At 71.3% G+C, this 15,169-nt stretch carries 12 protein-coding genes and 1 pseudogene; 7 read left to right on the top strand and 6 right to left on the bottom strand.

Annotation, left to right across the window (positions count from 1 at the left end; translation table 11 throughout):
• Positions 1-33 precede the first annotated feature (33 nt).
• The 5 genes from J8M51_RS21055 to J8M51_RS21035 are packed head-to-tail and all read right to left on the bottom strand — an operon-like array spanning position 34 to position 5,799.
• The gene (locus J8M51_RS21055; RefSeq protein ID WP_086753624.1) at positions 34-1,221 is read right to left on the bottom strand and encodes a M20/M25/M40 family metallo-hydrolase; all 1,188 of its coding nucleotides are present in this window, start codon (positions 1,219-1,221) and stop codon (positions 34-36) included.
• Positions 1,218-2,150 (bottom strand): ABC transporter permease, encoded by a 933-nt coding sequence (locus J8M51_RS21050; RefSeq protein ID WP_086753622.1) that lies wholly within the window; start codon positions 2,148-2,150, stop codon positions 1,218-1,220. The genes J8M51_RS21055 and J8M51_RS21050 overlap by 4 nt, the downstream gene beginning before the upstream one ends.
• Complete coding sequence (locus J8M51_RS21045; RefSeq protein WP_086753620.1) at positions 2,147-3,100, bottom strand: ABC transporter permease; 954 nt, start codon at positions 3,098-3,100, stop codon at positions 2,147-2,149. Before J8M51_RS21045 ends, J8M51_RS21050 begins: the two co-directional genes overlap by 4 nt.
• Entirely contained in the window at positions 3,093-4,715 is a 1,623-nt protein-coding gene (locus J8M51_RS21040; RefSeq protein WP_179202936.1) for a sugar ABC transporter ATP-binding protein, read from the bottom strand. Before J8M51_RS21040 ends, J8M51_RS21045 begins: the two co-directional genes overlap by 8 nt.
• A 4-nt stretch (positions 4,716-4,719) precedes the next feature.
• Positions 4,720-5,799 (bottom strand): ABC transporter substrate-binding protein, encoded by a 1,080-nt coding sequence (locus J8M51_RS21035; RefSeq protein ID WP_086753616.1) that lies wholly within the window; start codon positions 5,797-5,799, stop codon positions 4,720-4,722.
• A 335-nt stretch (positions 5,800-6,134) separates the two neighbouring features.
• Here J8M51_RS21035 and J8M51_RS21030 point away from each other — a divergent pair, with 335 nt between their 5' ends.
• The gene (locus tag J8M51_RS21030) at positions 6,135-7,097 is read left to right on the top strand and encodes a 5'-nucleotidase (protein ID WP_086753614.1); all 963 of its coding nucleotides are present in this window, start codon (positions 6,135-6,137) and stop codon (positions 7,095-7,097) included.
• A gap of 68 nt (positions 7,098-7,165) precedes the next feature.
• Here the strand turns inward: J8M51_RS21030 and J8M51_RS21025 are convergent, their stop codons facing one another.
• Positions 7,166-8,602 (bottom strand): gamma-aminobutyraldehyde dehydrogenase, encoded by a 1,437-nt coding sequence (locus tag J8M51_RS21025; RefSeq protein ID WP_086753612.1) that lies wholly within the window; start codon positions 8,600-8,602, stop codon positions 7,166-7,168.
• Positions 8,603-8,766: 164 nt separating this feature from the next.
• On the opposite strand from J8M51_RS21025, the gene J8M51_RS21020 reads away from it, so the two are divergent.
• The 6 genes and pseudogenes from J8M51_RS21020 (at position 8,767) to J8M51_RS20995 (ending at position 15,126) form a co-directional block, all read left to right on the top strand.
• Complete coding sequence (locus J8M51_RS21020; protein ID WP_086753610.1) at positions 8,767-9,282, top strand: Lrp/AsnC family transcriptional regulator; 516 nt, start codon at positions 8,767-8,769, stop codon at positions 9,280-9,282.
• 19 nt (positions 9,283-9,301) lie between these two features.
• Positions 9,302-10,666, top strand: a complete 1,365-nt coding sequence (locus tag J8M51_RS21015; protein WP_086753608.1) for an aspartate aminotransferase family protein — start codon at positions 9,302-9,304, stop codon at positions 10,664-10,666.
• A gap of 205 nt (positions 10,667-10,871) precedes the next feature.
• Positions 10,872-11,591 (top strand): annotated as a pseudogene (locus J8M51_RS21010) (ABC transporter ATP-binding protein); the annotation flags it as partial.
• A 425-nt stretch (positions 11,592-12,016) separates the two neighbouring features.
• Positions 12,017-13,303: a hypothetical protein gene (locus tag J8M51_RS21005; protein ID WP_216589191.1), complete on the top strand. Its 1,287-nt coding sequence runs from the start codon at positions 12,017-12,019 to the stop codon at positions 13,301-13,303.
• A gap of 110 nt (positions 13,304-13,413) precedes the next feature.
• A complete protein-coding gene (locus J8M51_RS21000) occupies positions 13,414-13,821 on the top strand; it encodes a VOC family protein (protein ID WP_086763744.1) in 408 nt (135 codons plus the stop codon).
• A 156-nt stretch (positions 13,822-13,977) separates the two neighbouring features.
• A complete protein-coding gene (locus tag J8M51_RS20995) occupies positions 13,978-15,126 on the top strand; it encodes an LOG family protein (protein ID WP_086763764.1) in 1,149 nt (382 codons plus the stop codon).
• Positions 15,127-15,169: the final 43 nt, after the last annotated feature.

The raw sequence follows: 15,169 nt of genomic DNA, 5'->3' as shown, positions 1-15,169 counted from the left end.
CCCCAACGCCGGCGCCGGGCACGAGGTGACCCTTCAGCCGCACGACGGCCCTCCTTCACCCGGCGCCGAAGCCACCGCTCGTTCCTCGGCCCCCGTCTCCATCCCCCGCACCGCCGCCACCACGATCCGCGCGGCCAGCTCCACATCGGCGAGCGCCACCGACTCCGCCGCCGCGTGGGCGTCCGCGACCGACCCCGGGCCGAAGACCACGGACGGGACACCGGCGCGGGCGAGCTTGCTGGCGTCCGTCCCGAACGGCATGCCCCGTGCCTCGGCGGGCCGGCCGTGACCGGCGAGGGCCCGGCACAGCGCGGTGACGATCTCGGCGTCCGGCCGGGTGTCGAGCGCCGGGTCGACGGTGAACGGCGGGTCCACCTCCGCCCCCAGCACGGCGAGTTCGGCGCGGTCGTCGCGCCAGACGGTGTCGGGGTCCTCGCCGGGAAGCGTCCGGCGGTCGACGTCCGCCTCGCAGCTGCCGGCGATGGTGTTGGGGCCGGTGCCGCCCCGGATCCGGGTGACCGAGCGGGTGGCGGGCCCGAGCAGCGGGTGCGGCGGGACGGCCGGGGGACGGTCCGCGAGGTGGGCGAGGACCGGCCCCATCAGCGTGATCGCGTTGACGGCCTCCTCGGGCCGCGAACTGTGCCCGGCACGCCCGGTGGTGCGCACGGTGTAGCGCACCACCCCTTTGTGCGCGACCGCCGGAACGAGCGCCGTGGGCTCCCCGACCACAGCCCCCACCACCACGCGCCCCCGGAGCGTGTCCAGCAGCCCCAGCACGCCCCGGTAGGCGTGCTCCTCGTCGCACACGCCCGCCAGGACGACCGTGCGCGGCGGCGGTTCCCCGGCCGCGAGTTCGGCGACGGCCAGCAGGAACGCGGCCAGCGGCCCCTTCGCGTCACAGGCGCCCCGCCCGTACAACCGCCCGTCCCCGACCTCGCCGTCGTACGGGCCGACGGTCATCCCGTCCGTCTCGACGGTGTCGAGGTGCGTTTCCAGCAGGACCGCCTCCTCGGACCGCCCCGGTACGACGGCGACGACATTGCACCGCCCCGGCAGCACCTCGTGCAGCTCGGCCGGCACCCCCCGCTCCGCCAGCCAGTCGCGTACGTACGCGGCGACCGCCGTCTCGCCCCCGTCGCCCGCCCCGTCGCGGGGGTTGACGCTCGGGATGCGGACGAGGTCCCGCAGCAGCTCCTCCACCTGGTTCGTCGCGGCCGTCATGCCCGGCGCTCCCTCGCATAGACCAGCAGCAGTCCGATGATCAGCACGCCGAGCACGACCTGCCGTACGCCCTCCGAGAGGTTCCAGGAGGTCAGCAGCGCGGTGAGAAGCGTGAGCAGGAGCGCGCCGCCGACCGTGCCGAGGAGGTGGCCCCGGCCGCCGAGGATGGAGGTGCCGCCGAGGACGACGGAGGCGATGGACAACAGCTGGTACGGGTTTCCCATGGTCAGCGAGCTGGTGCCGGTGAAGCCGAGCAGCACCAGGCCCGCGATCCCGGCGAGCAGGGCGCAGGAGACGTACGCGACGAAGGCCGTGGAGACGAGCGGTACGCCGGAGGCGCGGGCCGCGTCCTCACCGGCGCCCAGCGCGAACGCGTACCGGCCGGTGCGGGAGAGGTGCAGCAGCCAGAAGGCGACGGCCGTGACGACGAGCCACAGCACGAAGGCCCAGGGGACGCCCAGCAGGCGGCCGTTGGCGAGGGTGTCGAGCAGCGGGACCTGCGCGGAGCTGGGCGACCCGTCGGTGTAGACGAGCAGGGCGCCGGCCAGGATCGTGCCGGTGGCCAGGGTCATCACCATCGGCGGCACCCGCAGCCACACCACTCCGGCCGCGTTCACGGCGCCCACGAGCGCGCTCAGCAGCAGTGCGACCAGGACGGCCGTGGTGCCGCCCGTGCCGGAGGCGACCTTGGCGCACACCACGGCCGACAGGGCGACCACTCCGGAGACGGACAGGTCGATGCCGCTCATCATGACGACGAGGGTCTGGCCGACCGCGACGATGCCGAGGAACGACGCGGTCTGCACCAGGTAGCGGAAGTTGGAGACGCTGTCGAAGCCGTCCGCGAAGAGGATCGCGGCGATCCAGGTGACGGCCAGGACACCGAACGCCCAGGTCGCTCTGGAGGTGGGTAGCGCCAGGCTGCTCATACGGCCGCCTCCCTCGTGAGGTACGTCTTCAGCGCGAGCGCCACCACGAGGATCACGCCCTGCACGATGAGCTGGTAGAAGGGCGAGATCCCGGTGAACAGCAGCAGGTTGGTCAGCAGTCCGATGACGAGCGCGCCGAGGACGGTGCCGCGCATCCGGCCGATCCCGCCGAAGAAGCTGATGCCGCCGAGCACGCACGCGGCGATCGAGTTGAGCGTGTACGGCGCCCCGATGGTCGGGTCCGCCGAGCCGGTCTGCACGGCGAGCCCGATCCCGGCGAGCCCGGTGAAGGCGCCCGCCAGCGCGTATCCGGCGATCTTCACGCCCCGGGTGTGCAACCCGCTCGCGTAGGCGCCGTGTTCGTTGCCGCCGACGGCGTAGAGGGCGAGCCCGTGCCGGGTGGTGCGCAGCAGCTTCCACAGGCCGAGGACGACCGCGACGGTGACGGCGGGCAGGGCGATGCCGTACCAGCCGTTGTTGTACGCGTCCACCAGCCCGGCGGGCACCGCTCCCCCGGGCTGCGGCAGCACCACCAGGGTGACCCCGCCCCACAGGAACGAGGCGGCGAGGGTCACCACGATCGGCGGGAGGCCGGCGTACGCGACGAGCGCGCCGTTGACCGCGCCGGCCGCGACCGCCACGCACAGGGCGAGCCCGGCCGCGGCGAGCACACCGCCCGCGCCCTGGGCGTCGTACGTCGCGAAGACGGCCATCGCGAGCGCGAGCACCGCCCCGAGCGAGAGGTCGATGCCGCCGAGCAGCATCACCGTCGTCTGCCCGGCCGCCGCCAGGATCAGCGGCAGGAACTGGGCGGACAGGATGGTGATCGAGGCGGGGGTGAGCAGACTGGGGTCGTAGTGCTGGTACGCGACCAGCACCACCAGCAGCAGCGCCGCGAGGGCGAGCAGATCGGTGTTGCCGCGCGCGGCGACGGCGAGGCGTTCACGCATGGACCACGCTCCCGGAGCCGGGGGCGTCCATGGCCGGGGTCCCCATGACCGAGGCCCTGACCAGGTTCTCCTCAGTCAGTTCGGGTCCGGTGAGACGGTCGACGACCGTCCCCTCGTACAGGACGGCGACCTCGTCGCACAGGCCGACCAGTTCCATGGTGTCTCCGGAGGTGACGAGCACCGCGAGGCCTTCGTCGGCCAGGCGGCGCAGCAGGTGGTAGATCTCGCGCTTGGTGCCGATGTCGATGCCCCGGGTCGGTTCGGCGAGCAGCAGCACCCGGGGGGCGGTCGGCAGCCATTTGGCGAGCGCGACCTTCTGCTGGTTGCCGCCGGAGAGCCGCCGGGCCTCCTGCGCCGGGGAGGCCGTCTTGATCCGCAGCCGCTCGATCAGGTCGTCGACGAGCGCGGTCTCGGCACCGCGCGAGACGGTGGTGAGACGGCTCGCGGGGGCGAGGGAGCGCATGTTGGGGAGCGCGAGGTTGGCGCGCACGCTGCGTACGGTGTGCACGCCCTCGGTCTTGCGGTCCTCGGGCACATAGGCGATACGGTGCCGGATCGCGTCCCGGGGCGATGCGAGCCGTACCGGCCGCCCCTCGAAGCCGATGTCCCCGGTGTGCCTGACCAGGCCGAACAGCGCCCGCAGCACCTCGCGTTGCCCCTGCCCCTGCAGCCCGCCGAGTCCGAGGATCCGCCCGGGGACGAGATCGAGGTCGACCCCGGAGCAGGCGCGGGGGACGGTGAGTCCGCGGACGCGCAGGAGGGGTTCGGCGCCCTCGTCCGCCGCGGCGTTCCCCGCGCCCCGGACAGAGGCCTGCGGCCCTTTCGCCGCCTCCGCCTCCGCCGCCTTCGCCGCCTCCGCCGCCTTCGCCGGGAAGAGGTCCGACAGCTCCCGCCCCACCATCAGCCGCACGATGTCGTCGTGATCGGTGTCGGCCCGTTCCCGGGTCGCCGTCACGGCGCCGTCTTTCAGTACGGTCAGCCGGTCGCCGATGGCGAAGAGTTCGCCCATCCGGTGGCTCACCAGGATCACCGAGCCGCCCTGGTCGCGCAGTTCGCGCACCACCCGGAACACGGCCCCCACCTGGTCCTCGTCCAGCGCCGAGGTGGCCTCGTCGAGGATGAGCAGCCGGGGCTCGCCGGCCAGGGCCTTGGCCAGCTCCAGCAGTTGCTGGGCGCCCAGCGGCAGCCGTCCGGCCGGGGTGCGCGGGTCGACGTCGAGGCCGACCCGCGCGAGCAACGGCCGGGCCCGGGCCACGAGATCACGGCCCCGGACCAGGCCCCGGCGGCTGGGCCAGGCGCCCAGGAACACGTTCTCCGCGACGCTCTGGTGCGGGTTGAGGCTCAGCTCCTGGTGGACGGAGCCGACCCCGGCGGCCCGGGCGCGGTGGGGAGACCACGCCCGGGGGACGGGGGTGCCGTCGTAGACGACCCGGCCGGAGTCGGGGGTCAGGAGCCCGGTGACGAGGGAGAGGACGGTGGACTTGCCGGCCCCGTTCTCCCCGACCAGGGCCAGCACCTCCCCCGGTTCGACGTCGAGGCTCACCTCGGTGAGCACCCGGTTGCCCGCGAACGACTTCGACACCTTCTCCACGCTCAGCAGCGGCACGGTGGTCACCCGCTCACTTGCCGATGAGCTTGTCGATGTCGGCCTGCGGCAGGTCCTTGATCGGGTAGGAGTCGTCGGCCTGGTCGGGCTCGGCGTAGTCACCGAGGTTGTCGTCGGTGATCTCCGGCAGCGGTACGTCGATGTCCTGGGGGACGTCCACGCCCTCCAGCTTGGCCACGGCCGCCTCCAGGGCGATCACGGAGAGGTAGTTGGGCTGGGCGGTGGCCAAGGAGGAGAATCCTTCCTTCTGCTTGCTCTGCCAGAGCTTCAGGAAGCCGTTGTAGTTCTCGCCCGTGATCGGGACGAGCTTCTTGTCCTGCTTGACCAGCGTCTGCAGCGCGGCGGCCGAGAGCGCGCCGCCCTGCGAGAAGACGCCGTCGATGTCCGGGTGGGCGGAGTAGGCGGAGGCGAAGGCCTGGGCGGCCGGGGCGAGGTTGTACTCGCTGTGCACATTGCTGACGATCTTGATGTCCGGGTACTTCTTGAAGACCGTCTCGGCCCCCGACCAGCGGTCCTCGCTCACCGCGACGCCGGCCGGCCCGTTCATGGCGATGATGCTGCCCTTGCCGTCCAGCTTCTTCGCCAGCCACTCGGCCATCATCGAGCCCCAGGCCTTCTGGTCCGTGCCGACCCGGATGACCTTCGTACTGGTCGGCAGCGAGTCGAAGGCGACGACGGTGATCCCGGCGGCGACGGCCTGCTCCAGCGCCGGGTTCAGCGCGGTGGAGGAGCCCGCGTCGACGAGGATCACGTCGTACTTCTGCTGGATCATCGCCCTGATCTGCGCGATCTGCTGCGAGGTGTCGCCGTTGGCGTTGAAGGTCTTGAACGACGACACCTTGCCCGCCGACTTCAGCTTGTCGACGTCCGTCTGCAGCATCTTCAGGGTCTGCTGCATCCACGACGGGGTCAGATAGATCGTCGACCAGCCGACCTTGAGGTCCTTGGCCCGCGGCGCGGACGACGCGCTCCTGTCGGCCTTGTCGGCGCCGGCGCTCGTGCTGCCGGACTCCACGTTGCAGGCGGTGATCCCGGCCAGTGCGCAGAGAGAGGCGGCCACGGCCAGCGCGCCACGTACGGAACGTGCGTTCATCGAAGTTCCTCAAATCCCTCGAAAGGTGCCCGGGTCGCCGAGACGACCCGGATGACAGGTGAGTTGGGGAAGGGGCTTCTCGCTCCGGGATCCGCGCACAGGAACATCGCTGTTCCGGCCGTGGGGGGCGGTTCGCCCGGTGAGGACCGGTCTGTTGAGACGGGAAGGTAGGAGGTGCGCGACTGCGCGCACCACGTCTGCAACACAAAATTTCGCATTGCACAACGCACCCGCTCCGGGGCATACGTCGATGGCCCTGGGACGTTGCGGTCCGGGGCGCGGGTCCGGTATGACCTGATCCGGATCAGAGGTGACGAACACAGGGGGAATCCGCCATGCCGCCCTACCGGCTCGACAACCGACTGGTCGTCGGAATAGCGTCGAGCGCCCTTTTCGACCTCGACGAGTCCGACGGTGTGTTCCGGGAGAAGGGCGAGGACGGCTATCGCGTCTACCAGCGGGCGAACCTCGACAACACCCTGCGACCCGGCGTCGCCTTCTCCTTCATTCGCCGGCTTCTCTCGCTGAACGACCTGAATCCGGAGGACGACCCACTGGTCGAAGTGATCATTCTTTCCCGTAACGACCCCGACACGGGACTACGGGTCATGCGGTCCATAAAGACGCACGGTCTGCCCATAAGCCGCGCGGTCTTCACGCAGGGCCGGGCCCCCTACAGGTTCATGCCCGCCCTGCACATGTCGCTGTTCCTGTCCGCGGACGGGAACGACGTCCGGGAGGCCGTGGCCGCAGGTCTGCCCGCCGGCCGGGTCCTCGGTTCCGCGGTCGCCGACGACCCCGAGGACAGGGAACTACGCATCGCCTTCGACTTCGACGGCGTCCTCGCCGACGACGAGTCGGAGCGTGTCTTCCAGCGGAACGGGCTCGCCGAATTCCGTGCCCACGAGACCATGAACGTGGCGACTCCGCACGACGCGGGCCCGCTGAGGGATTTCCTGCGCGAAATCAACAAACTGCAGCGGCGGGAGGAGGAACGCCGCCGGGAGAACGGGGACTACACGATCCGCGTTCACGTGTCCGTCGTCACGGCACGCAATGCGCCGACGCACGAGCGCGCGATGACGAGTCTGAACAACTGGGGTGTGACCGTCAACGACGCTTTCTTCCTGGGCGGCATCGACAAGAGTTCGATCATGGATGTGCTACGGCCGCACATCTTCTTCGACGACCAGGAGGCCCATCTGAGGGGGACCTCCCGGACGACCCCGAGCGTCCACATCCCCTTCGGGGTCGTCAACCAGGGCGAGAGCGCGCGGCCGTCGCCCGAGCGGACGTAGACACAGGGCGGCGGACGGTCCCGGGGCCGCATCAGGCCACCGCCGAACCGTCCGCCGCCCGCGAACCGTCAGCCCAGCGACGTCATCACGTGCTTGATCCGCGTGTAGTCGTCGAACCCGTAGCCCGACAGGTCCTTGCCGTACCCGGACTTCTTGAACCCGCCGTGCGGCATCTCCGCGACCAGCGGGATGTGCGTGTTGATCCACACGCACCCGAAGTCCAGCGCCTTCGACATCCGCATCGCCCGCGCGTGGTCCTTCGTCCACACCGACGAGGCAAGCGCGTACTCGACCCCGTTCGCCCAGCCCACGGCCTGCTCCTCGTCGGTGAACGACTGGACCGTGATGACCGGCCCGAAGACCTCGTTCTGGATGATCTCGTCGTCCTGCTTCAGCCCGGAGACGACGGTCGGCGCGTAGAAGTACCCCTTCTCGCCGACCTGGTGCCCCCCGGCCTCGACCTTGGCGTGGGCCGGCAGCCGCTCGATGAACCCGGAGACCTGCTTGAGCTGGTTGGGGTTGTTGAGCGGGCCGTACAGCACGTCCTCGTCGTCCGGCTGCCCGGTCTTCGTCTCGGAGGCGGCCTTCGCCAGCGCGGCCACGAACTCGTCGTGGATCGACTCCTGCACGAGCACGCGGGTGGCGGCCGTACAGTCCTGCCCGGCGTTGAAGAAGCCGGCCACGGAGATGTCCTCGACGGCCTTGGCGATGTCGGTGTCGGAGAAGACGACGACCGGCGCCTTGCCGCCCAGCTCCAGGTGGACGCGCTTGACGTCCTTGGCCGCGGACTCGGCGACGGACATGCCCGCACGTACCGAACCGGTGATGGACGCCATCGCCGGAGTCGGGTGCTCGACCATCAGCCGCCCGGTGTCACGGTCACCGGTGATCACGTTGAAGACGCCCTTCGGGAGGATCGCCCCGATGATCTCGGCGAAGAGGACGGTCGAGGCCGGCGTCGTGTCCGACGGCTTCAGCACGACCGTGTTGCCCGCGGCGATCGCCGGCGCGAACTTCCACACGGCCATCATCATCGGGTAGTTCCACGGCGCGACCTGGGCGCAGACACCGACCGGCTCACGGCGGACGATCGACGTCATCCCCTCCATGTACTCACCGGCCGACCGGCCCTCCAGCATCCGGGCGGCACCCGCGAAGAAGCGGATCTGGTCCACCATCGGCGGGATCTCCTCGGAGCGGGTCAGCCCGATCGGCTTGCCCGTGTTCTCCACCTCCGCCGCGATGAGTTCCTCGGCCCGCTCCTCGAACGCGTCGGCGATCTTCAGCAGGGCCTTCTGGCGCTCGGCCGGGGTGGTGTCGCGCCAGGCCGGGAACGCGGCCGCGGCGGCGGCCATGGCCGCGTCGACATCGGCCTGGCCGGACAGGGGCGCGGTCGCATAGGCCTCGCCCGTCGCGGGGTTGACCACCTCGGTGGTCCGTCCGTCGACGGCGTCGCGGAATTCCCCGTCGATGTAATTGCGCAGACGACGCAGCTCGGTGCTCACTGCCGACCCTCCAGATGTGGGTGTCCATTCCTTGAGACACCACCCTAATCGGCAGCCCCACGTTTTCAACACCCCTGACACCCCACTTGCTGCGAAATCCGCAAGCTGATGGCTCGTAAACAACGAATTTCATCGATCCAGCCTTGCGGAACTGTCGAGACGTCGTGCACAGTGACCCCGTGGCCAGTCGAAGCTCAGACCAGAAGGACTCCAGGGAGCCCAGGAACGGCACTCCGCAGCTGGACGCCGTCTCCCTCGCCATCGTCGAGCAGCTGCAGGAGGACGGCAGACGGCCGTACGCCGCGATCGGCAAGGCCGTGGGCCTCTCCGAGGCGGCCGTGCGCCAGCGCGTCCAGAAGCTGCTCGACCAGGGCGTGATGCAGATCGTCGCCGTCACCGACCCGCTCACCGTGGGCTTCCGACGGCAGGCGATGCTCGGCATCAACGTCGACGGCGATCTGGACCCGGTGGCGGACGCGCTGACGGCCATGCCGGAGGTCGAGTACATCGTGATCACCGCCGGCTCCTTCGACCTGATGGCGGAGATCGTCTGCGAGGACGACGACCACCTCCTGGAGGTCATCAACAAGCGCATCCGGACCCTGCCCGGGGTGCGGTCGACGGAGAGCTTCGTCTACCTCAAGCTCAAGAAGCAGACCTATATGTGGGGAACCCGATAACCGTGAGGACGCGATACCCGTGAGCCCCAAGGACCTCAGCCAGACCGCGTACGACCACCTGTGGATGCATTTCACCCGCATGTCCTCGTACGAGAACTCCCCGGTCCCCACGATCGTCCGGGGCGAGGGCACGTACATCTACGACGACAAGGGCAAGCGGTACCTCGACGGTCTCGCCGGTCTCTTCGTGGTCCAGGCCGGCCACGGCCGCGTGGAGCTGGCGGAGACCGCCTTCAAGCAGGCGCAGGAACTGGCCTTCTTCCCCGTGTGGTCGTACGCCCACCCGAAGGCCGTCGAGCTGGCGGAACGTATCGCCTCCCATGCGCCCGGCGACCTGAACAAGGTCTTCTTCACCACCGGCGGCGGCGAGGCGGTCGAGACCGCCTGGAAGCTCGCCAAGCAGTACTTCAAGCTCCAGGGCAAGCCCACCAAGTACAAGGTGATCTCCCGCGCGGTCGCCTACCACGGCACCCCGCAGGGCGCCCTGTCCATCACCGGCCTGCCCGCCCTCAAGGCCCCCTTCGAGCCGCTCGTCCCGGGCGCGCACAAGGTCCCGAACACCAACATCTACCGCGCCCCGATCTTCGGCGACGACCCGGAGGCCTTCGGCCGCTGGGCCGCCGACCAGATCGAGCAGCAGATCCTCTTCGAGGGCCCCGAGACGGTCGCGGCGGTCTTCCTGGAGCCGGTGCAGAACGCGGGCGGCTGCTTCCCGCCGCCGCCCGGCTACTTCCAGCGGGTCCGCGAGATCTGCGACCAGTACGACGTGCTGCTGGTGTCGGACGAGGTCATCTGCGCCTTCGGCCGGCTCGGCACGATGTTCGCCTGCGACAAGTTCGGCTACGTACCGGACATGATCACCTGCGCCAAGGGCATGACCTCGGGCTACTCCCCGATCGGCGCCTGTGTCGTCTCGGACCGTGTCGCCGAGCCCTTCTACAAGGGCGACAACACCTTCCTGCACGGCTACACCTTCGGCGGCCACCCGGTCTCCGCGGCCGTCGGTCTCGCCAACCTCGACCTGTTCGAGCGCGAGAAGCTCAACCAGCACGTCCTCGACAACGAGACGGCGTTCCGCTCCACGCTGGAGAAGCTCCACGACCTGCCGATCGTCGGCGACGTCCGCGGCAACGGCTTCTTCTACGGGATCGAGCTGGTCAAGGACAAGGCGACGAAGGAGAGCTTCGACGACGACGAGACCGAGCGCATCCTCTACGGCTTCCTGTCGAAGAAGCTGTTCGAGAACGGCCTCTACTGCCGTGCCGACGACCGCGGCGACCCGGTCGTCCAGCTCGCGCCGCCGCTGATCTCCGACCAGTCGACCTTCGACGAGATCGAACAGATCCTGCGCGCGACGCTCTCGGAGGCGTGGACCCTGCTGTAACCCGCGCCCCGAACGGGCGATCCGGTGCTCGAAACGGCCCGGGAGGCCCCCATCCGAGTGAGATGGGAGCCTCCCGGGCCGTGTGCTGTCCGACCCCCGCCGCCCTGACTCCCTAGCGTGCCCCTGTAACCGATCGGCCCTGCCTTCGTTCCCCCGGACGGGGGACTCCCCCGGCAAATCCTGATCCGAACCGAGGTGTACGCCCATGGTGGCCCCGCCGGACAACGACGTGCTCTGGGCACGTGGTCTGACCTACGCGCACGACGGCTCGCCCGCTCTGCAAGGCGTGTCGATGGGTGTCCGGGAGGGCGAGATCCTCGCCGTCACCGGCCCACGCGGCAGCGGCAAGACCACGCTCCTGCGGTGCCTGTCCGGACAGCTGCGGGTGCGGCAGGGCGAGGTCTGGTTCAACAGCGTCCCCGTGCACACGATGGGCCCGCTCGCCCGGGAGCGGCTGCGCCTCGACCGGTTCGGCTGGATCGACCCCGAGCCGGTCCTCGTCCCCGAGCTGAACGCCTGGGAGAACACGGCCCTGCCGCTGATGCTGCGCGGGACGGGCCGCCGGGCCGCCAAGGCGGCGGCCCTGGAGTGGCTGGAGCGCCTCGACATCCGCGACGCGGCCCGCAAGCGTCCGCACGCCCTCCTGCAGTCCGAGCGCCAGCGCGTGGTGGTGGCGCGCGCACTGGTGTCCGCGCCCACCGTCCTCTTCGCGGACGAGCCGACCGCCCCCCTCCACCGCGCCGAACACACCCACGTCCTGCGCACCCTCACCACGGCGGCCCGCTCCCACGCCATCACCGTCGTCCTCGCCACCCACGACCCCGAGACCGCGGCCCTCGCCGACCGCACGGTGTCCCTTCTGGACGGCCGCCGCATCAGGACGGTCCACCTGCCGACGCCCCCGGGAGGGGAGCACCGCGCCGCGACCGAGGCGGACCGCGGCACCACCGCCCCACCGGAGGCCGAGCCCGACCGCACCGCCGCGGGGGCCTCGGGCCACCGCCCGGCCGGAGCGGGGAGCGCGCCCTGCGACCGGCGCGTGGGCCCGCCCGCCGACACGGGTTCGGACCGGCCGAGCGGCGCAGGCGCGGAGCGGCCCGCCGAAGGTGGCCCGAACCGGCCCCCCGCGAAGCAGAACAGCCGCCCCATCGCCGAGCAGGCGGGCGGCACCGGCACCGGCACCGAGGCCGAAGGAACGGTCGACGCCGAGGCGGAGCGTGTCGCCGCCGGCTCCGAAGGGGAGGGCACCGCGGACGCCGAAGGGGAGCGCACCGCCGGTGCCGACAGGGACGATCGCGCCGTCGCCGGCGGAGACGATCGCACCGCCGTCGAAGGGGAAGGCCGGGCCGCGTGCTCGCTCTCCGTCTAGCGCGCCGGGCGCACCCCGTGGTGCAGATGCGCCGTCTCCTGGTCGCCGCGGCCGCCGGCGGCACCGGCTTCCTGCTGCTCTGCGCCCTCGGCCACGCCCTGACCCACCCGCACGCCCCGGCCGGCTCGGTGCTGCGCCTGGCCTGGTGCGTGGTGCCCGCCGCCGCCACCGTCCACTTCGCGGTGACCGTGGCCCGCACCGACCCCGGCACCCGTCCCCGCCCCGGCCTGTCCGCGATCGGCCTCGGCCCCGCCCGGCTGATGGCCGTCTCGGCGGTCACGACGGCCCTGTCCACCGTCCTCGGCTCCCTCCTCGCCCTGCTCTTCTTCCTCCATCTGCGCGGCGACCTCACGGGCATGCCCTTCGACGGCGCCGCCGCCGACGTCCTCGCCGCCGACCGCCCCCTGCCCCTCCCGGCGGCCCTCACCCTCCTCGCCCTGGTACCGGCCGCGGCCTCCGTGGCGACCGCGCTCGTCCTGCGCCCCAAGGACACCGCCGCCCGGCCCGCCGGACTGCGCACCCGCTTCATGGCGTACGACAGCTTCGCCCTCGGCCGGCGCGCCGCGTCCCCGGCGGGCGCCACCCGGTACGAGGAGGAACCGGACGAGGAGGCCGCCGCCCCCACGGACTCCCGGGAGCCGGCGGACCCACCGGCTCCGCGCCCCGCCCCCGGCGGCCTCCCCTGGGGCATCGCCGTACTCGCCGTGGGCCTCGCCGTCGAGACGTACGCCGGACAGTCCGACCACGCCCCCGGCCTCACCCTCCCCGGCGGCTTCGCGGACAGCCCCGCCGGTGTCCTCGGCGGCTGGCTGCTCACCGCGCTGGGCCTGATCCTCGTCGGCCCCGGCCTCACCCATCTCACCGGGCTCCTGCTGCAGTCCGTACGGCCCGGCGCGCGGCGCCTGCTCGCCGGGCGCGTGCTCCAGGAGGAGGCCCGGCGCATCGGCCGTCCGCTCGGGGTGGTGTGCGCCGTGGCCTCCGGGGCGTACGCCATGGTGACGCTCTCCTCCGGTGTGCGCCCCACGGTCGGTCCGCTCACCCTGCTGGGCGCGTTCGTGGTGGCCGGCTGTGCCGTCCTCACCCTTGCGACGGCCGCCGTCGAGGCCCGGCGGGCGCACGCGGACACCACGGCCGCACTGCTGCGGCTGGGGGCGCCCAGCGCACTGCCCCGGCAGGCGGCCCTGCTCCGCGCGGGCGCCCTGCTGGCCGTGTTCGGCCCTCTGACCTGGACGGTCGCGCAGCTGGCGGCACTCCCGCTGGCCGCCTGAAAACTCGTACGAAAAAAATTCGCGCGGGCCGATGAGTTCCGCGGGGGCCCTCGGTCTACCCCTTCGAACGGACCGAAACCGATCGGCCATCCACCGGGAGAGACCTCACCATGTACCAGCAGATGATCTTCGTGAACCTGCCCGTGAACGACCTCGACGCCTCGAAGAAGTTCTTCACGGAGCTGGGGTACGCGCTCAACCCCCAGTTCAGCGACGAGAACGCGGCCTCGGTCGTGATCAGCGACACCATCGTGGCGATGCTGCTCACCAAGCCGTTCTACGCGTCCTTCACGAAGAAGGAGATCGCGGACGCCACGAAGACCAGCCAGGTGATCCTCTGTCTGAGCGCCGAGAGCCGCGCGAAGGTGGACGAGCTGGTCGACAAGGCGGTCGCCGCCGGCGGCACGGCCTCGGAGAAGGTCCAGGACATGGACTTCATGTACGGCCGCGCCTTCGACGACCTCGACGGCCACACGTGGGAGGTCGTCTGGATGGACCCGTCCGCCATCGAGGGCTGAGACCCCGCGACATCACTGCTCCGTGCCACCGCGCCCCGCAAGGGGCGCGGGGAACGGCGCGAGCGACCACCCACCCACTGACGGCCGCACACCCACAGGCACCCCCCACCCCATGGGCGCCCGGCCCGACCAGCGGAGCGCCCTAGCATGGGGCGGGTGCAGACGATGCCCGCCCACGCGGCCCACCACGACGACCACGAGATAGAGACGATCGAGGAGTTCGACGCCGTCGTCTCGTCCCGTGGCACCCTCTCCGGCTTCCGGGTCCAGGCCGTCGACCTGACGGACCGTACGCGCGAACTGCTCACCACCGGCACCGCCGGCGCCGTCTTCCTCGGCTGCCGGATGCGCGACGAGGCCGCCGCGAAGATACGCGCGGACGGCGCCCTGGTCTTCCCGCCCGTCCCCGGCCTGCCGTTCGATCCGTACCGGGGCCTGCTCTACTCCCCCGACGAACTCTTCGCGTCCCTGTCGGAGGGCGGCTACGAGGCGACCCCGGACGCTCTCGCGTACGCCTGGTTCCAGCGGACCAAGGCCGACCGGGACGTCTACGCCTCGACGCTGCGCGCCGTCCACGACGACTCCGTCTCCGACGCCCTCGACGAACTCCTCTCCGGCGCCCGCGTGGTGGGCGTGATGGGCGGCCACGCGATGGCGCGCGGTACGCGGGCGTACGAGGACGCCGCCCGCCTCGGCCGCGCCCTGGCCCGCTCGGGTCTCACCGTCGCGACCGGCGGCGGTCCGGGGGCGATGGAGGCCGCGAACCTGGGCGCCCACGCGGCCCCGTACGACGACGAGATGCTCGCCGAGTCGCTCCGACTCCTCGCGGGGGCACCGAAGTTCACGCCGTCGATCACCGAGTGGGCGGCCGCCGCCTTCGAGGTGCGCACCCGCTGGCCGAAGGGCGGCACGTCCGTCGGCATCCCCACCTGGTTCTACGGCCACGAGCCGCCGAACCCGTTCGCCTCGCACATCGCCAAGTACTTCGCCAACGCCACCCGCGAGGACGGGCTGCTCGCCCGCTCCAACACGGGCGTCGTGTTCCTGCCGGGCGCGGCCGGAACCGTCCAGGAGATCTTCGACAACGCGACCCCCAACTACTACGAGTCGCGCGGCGAACCGACGCCCATGGTCCTCGTCGACCGCGCCCACTGGACGGAGAGGCTGCCGGCCTGGCCGCTGCTGCGGTCACTGGCCCGGGACCGTTCGATGGAGGCCCGGATCGCCCTCGTGGACCGGATCGAGGAGGCCCCGGAGGCCCTGGCGCGTCTCCACGCCGACAGCCCAAACACTTCTTCGGATTGACAGTGCTTATGGCGCGCTTATAAACCTGTGAGGCACATGGGGA

This window comes from Streptomyces griseiscabiei (assembly GCF_020010925.1).
Lineage (GTDB): Bacteria > Actinomycetota > Actinomycetes > Streptomycetales > Streptomycetaceae > Streptomyces > Streptomyces griseiscabiei.
Note: the sequence above shows the minus strand (reverse complement) of the source record. Positions and strands in the feature narration are given on the sequence as shown.

Bases quoted from the DNA above. Each gene is read 5' to 3' on its own strand.
- J8M51_RS21055 (WP_086753624.1), bottom strand. From the start codon at position 1,221: ATGACGGCCGCGACGAACCAGGTGGAGGAGCTGCTGCGGGACCTCGTC.
- J8M51_RS21050 (WP_086753622.1), bottom strand. From the start codon at position 2,150: ATGAGCAGCCTGGCGCTACCCACCTCCAGAGCGACCTGGGCGTTCGGT.
- J8M51_RS21045 (WP_086753620.1), bottom strand. From the start codon at position 3,100: ATGCGTGAACGCCTCGCCGTCGCCGCGCGCGGCAACACCGATCTGCTC.
- J8M51_RS21035 (WP_086753616.1), bottom strand. From the start codon at position 5,799: ATGAACGCACGTTCCGTACGTGGCGCGCTGGCCGTGGCCGCCTCTCTC.
- J8M51_RS21030 (WP_086753614.1), top strand. From the start codon at position 6,135: ATGCCGCCCTACCGGCTCGACAACCGACTGGTCGTCGGAATAGCGTCG.
- J8M51_RS21000 (WP_086763744.1), top strand. From the start codon at position 13,414: ATGTACCAGCAGATGATCTTCGTGAACCTGCCCGTGAACGACCTCGAC.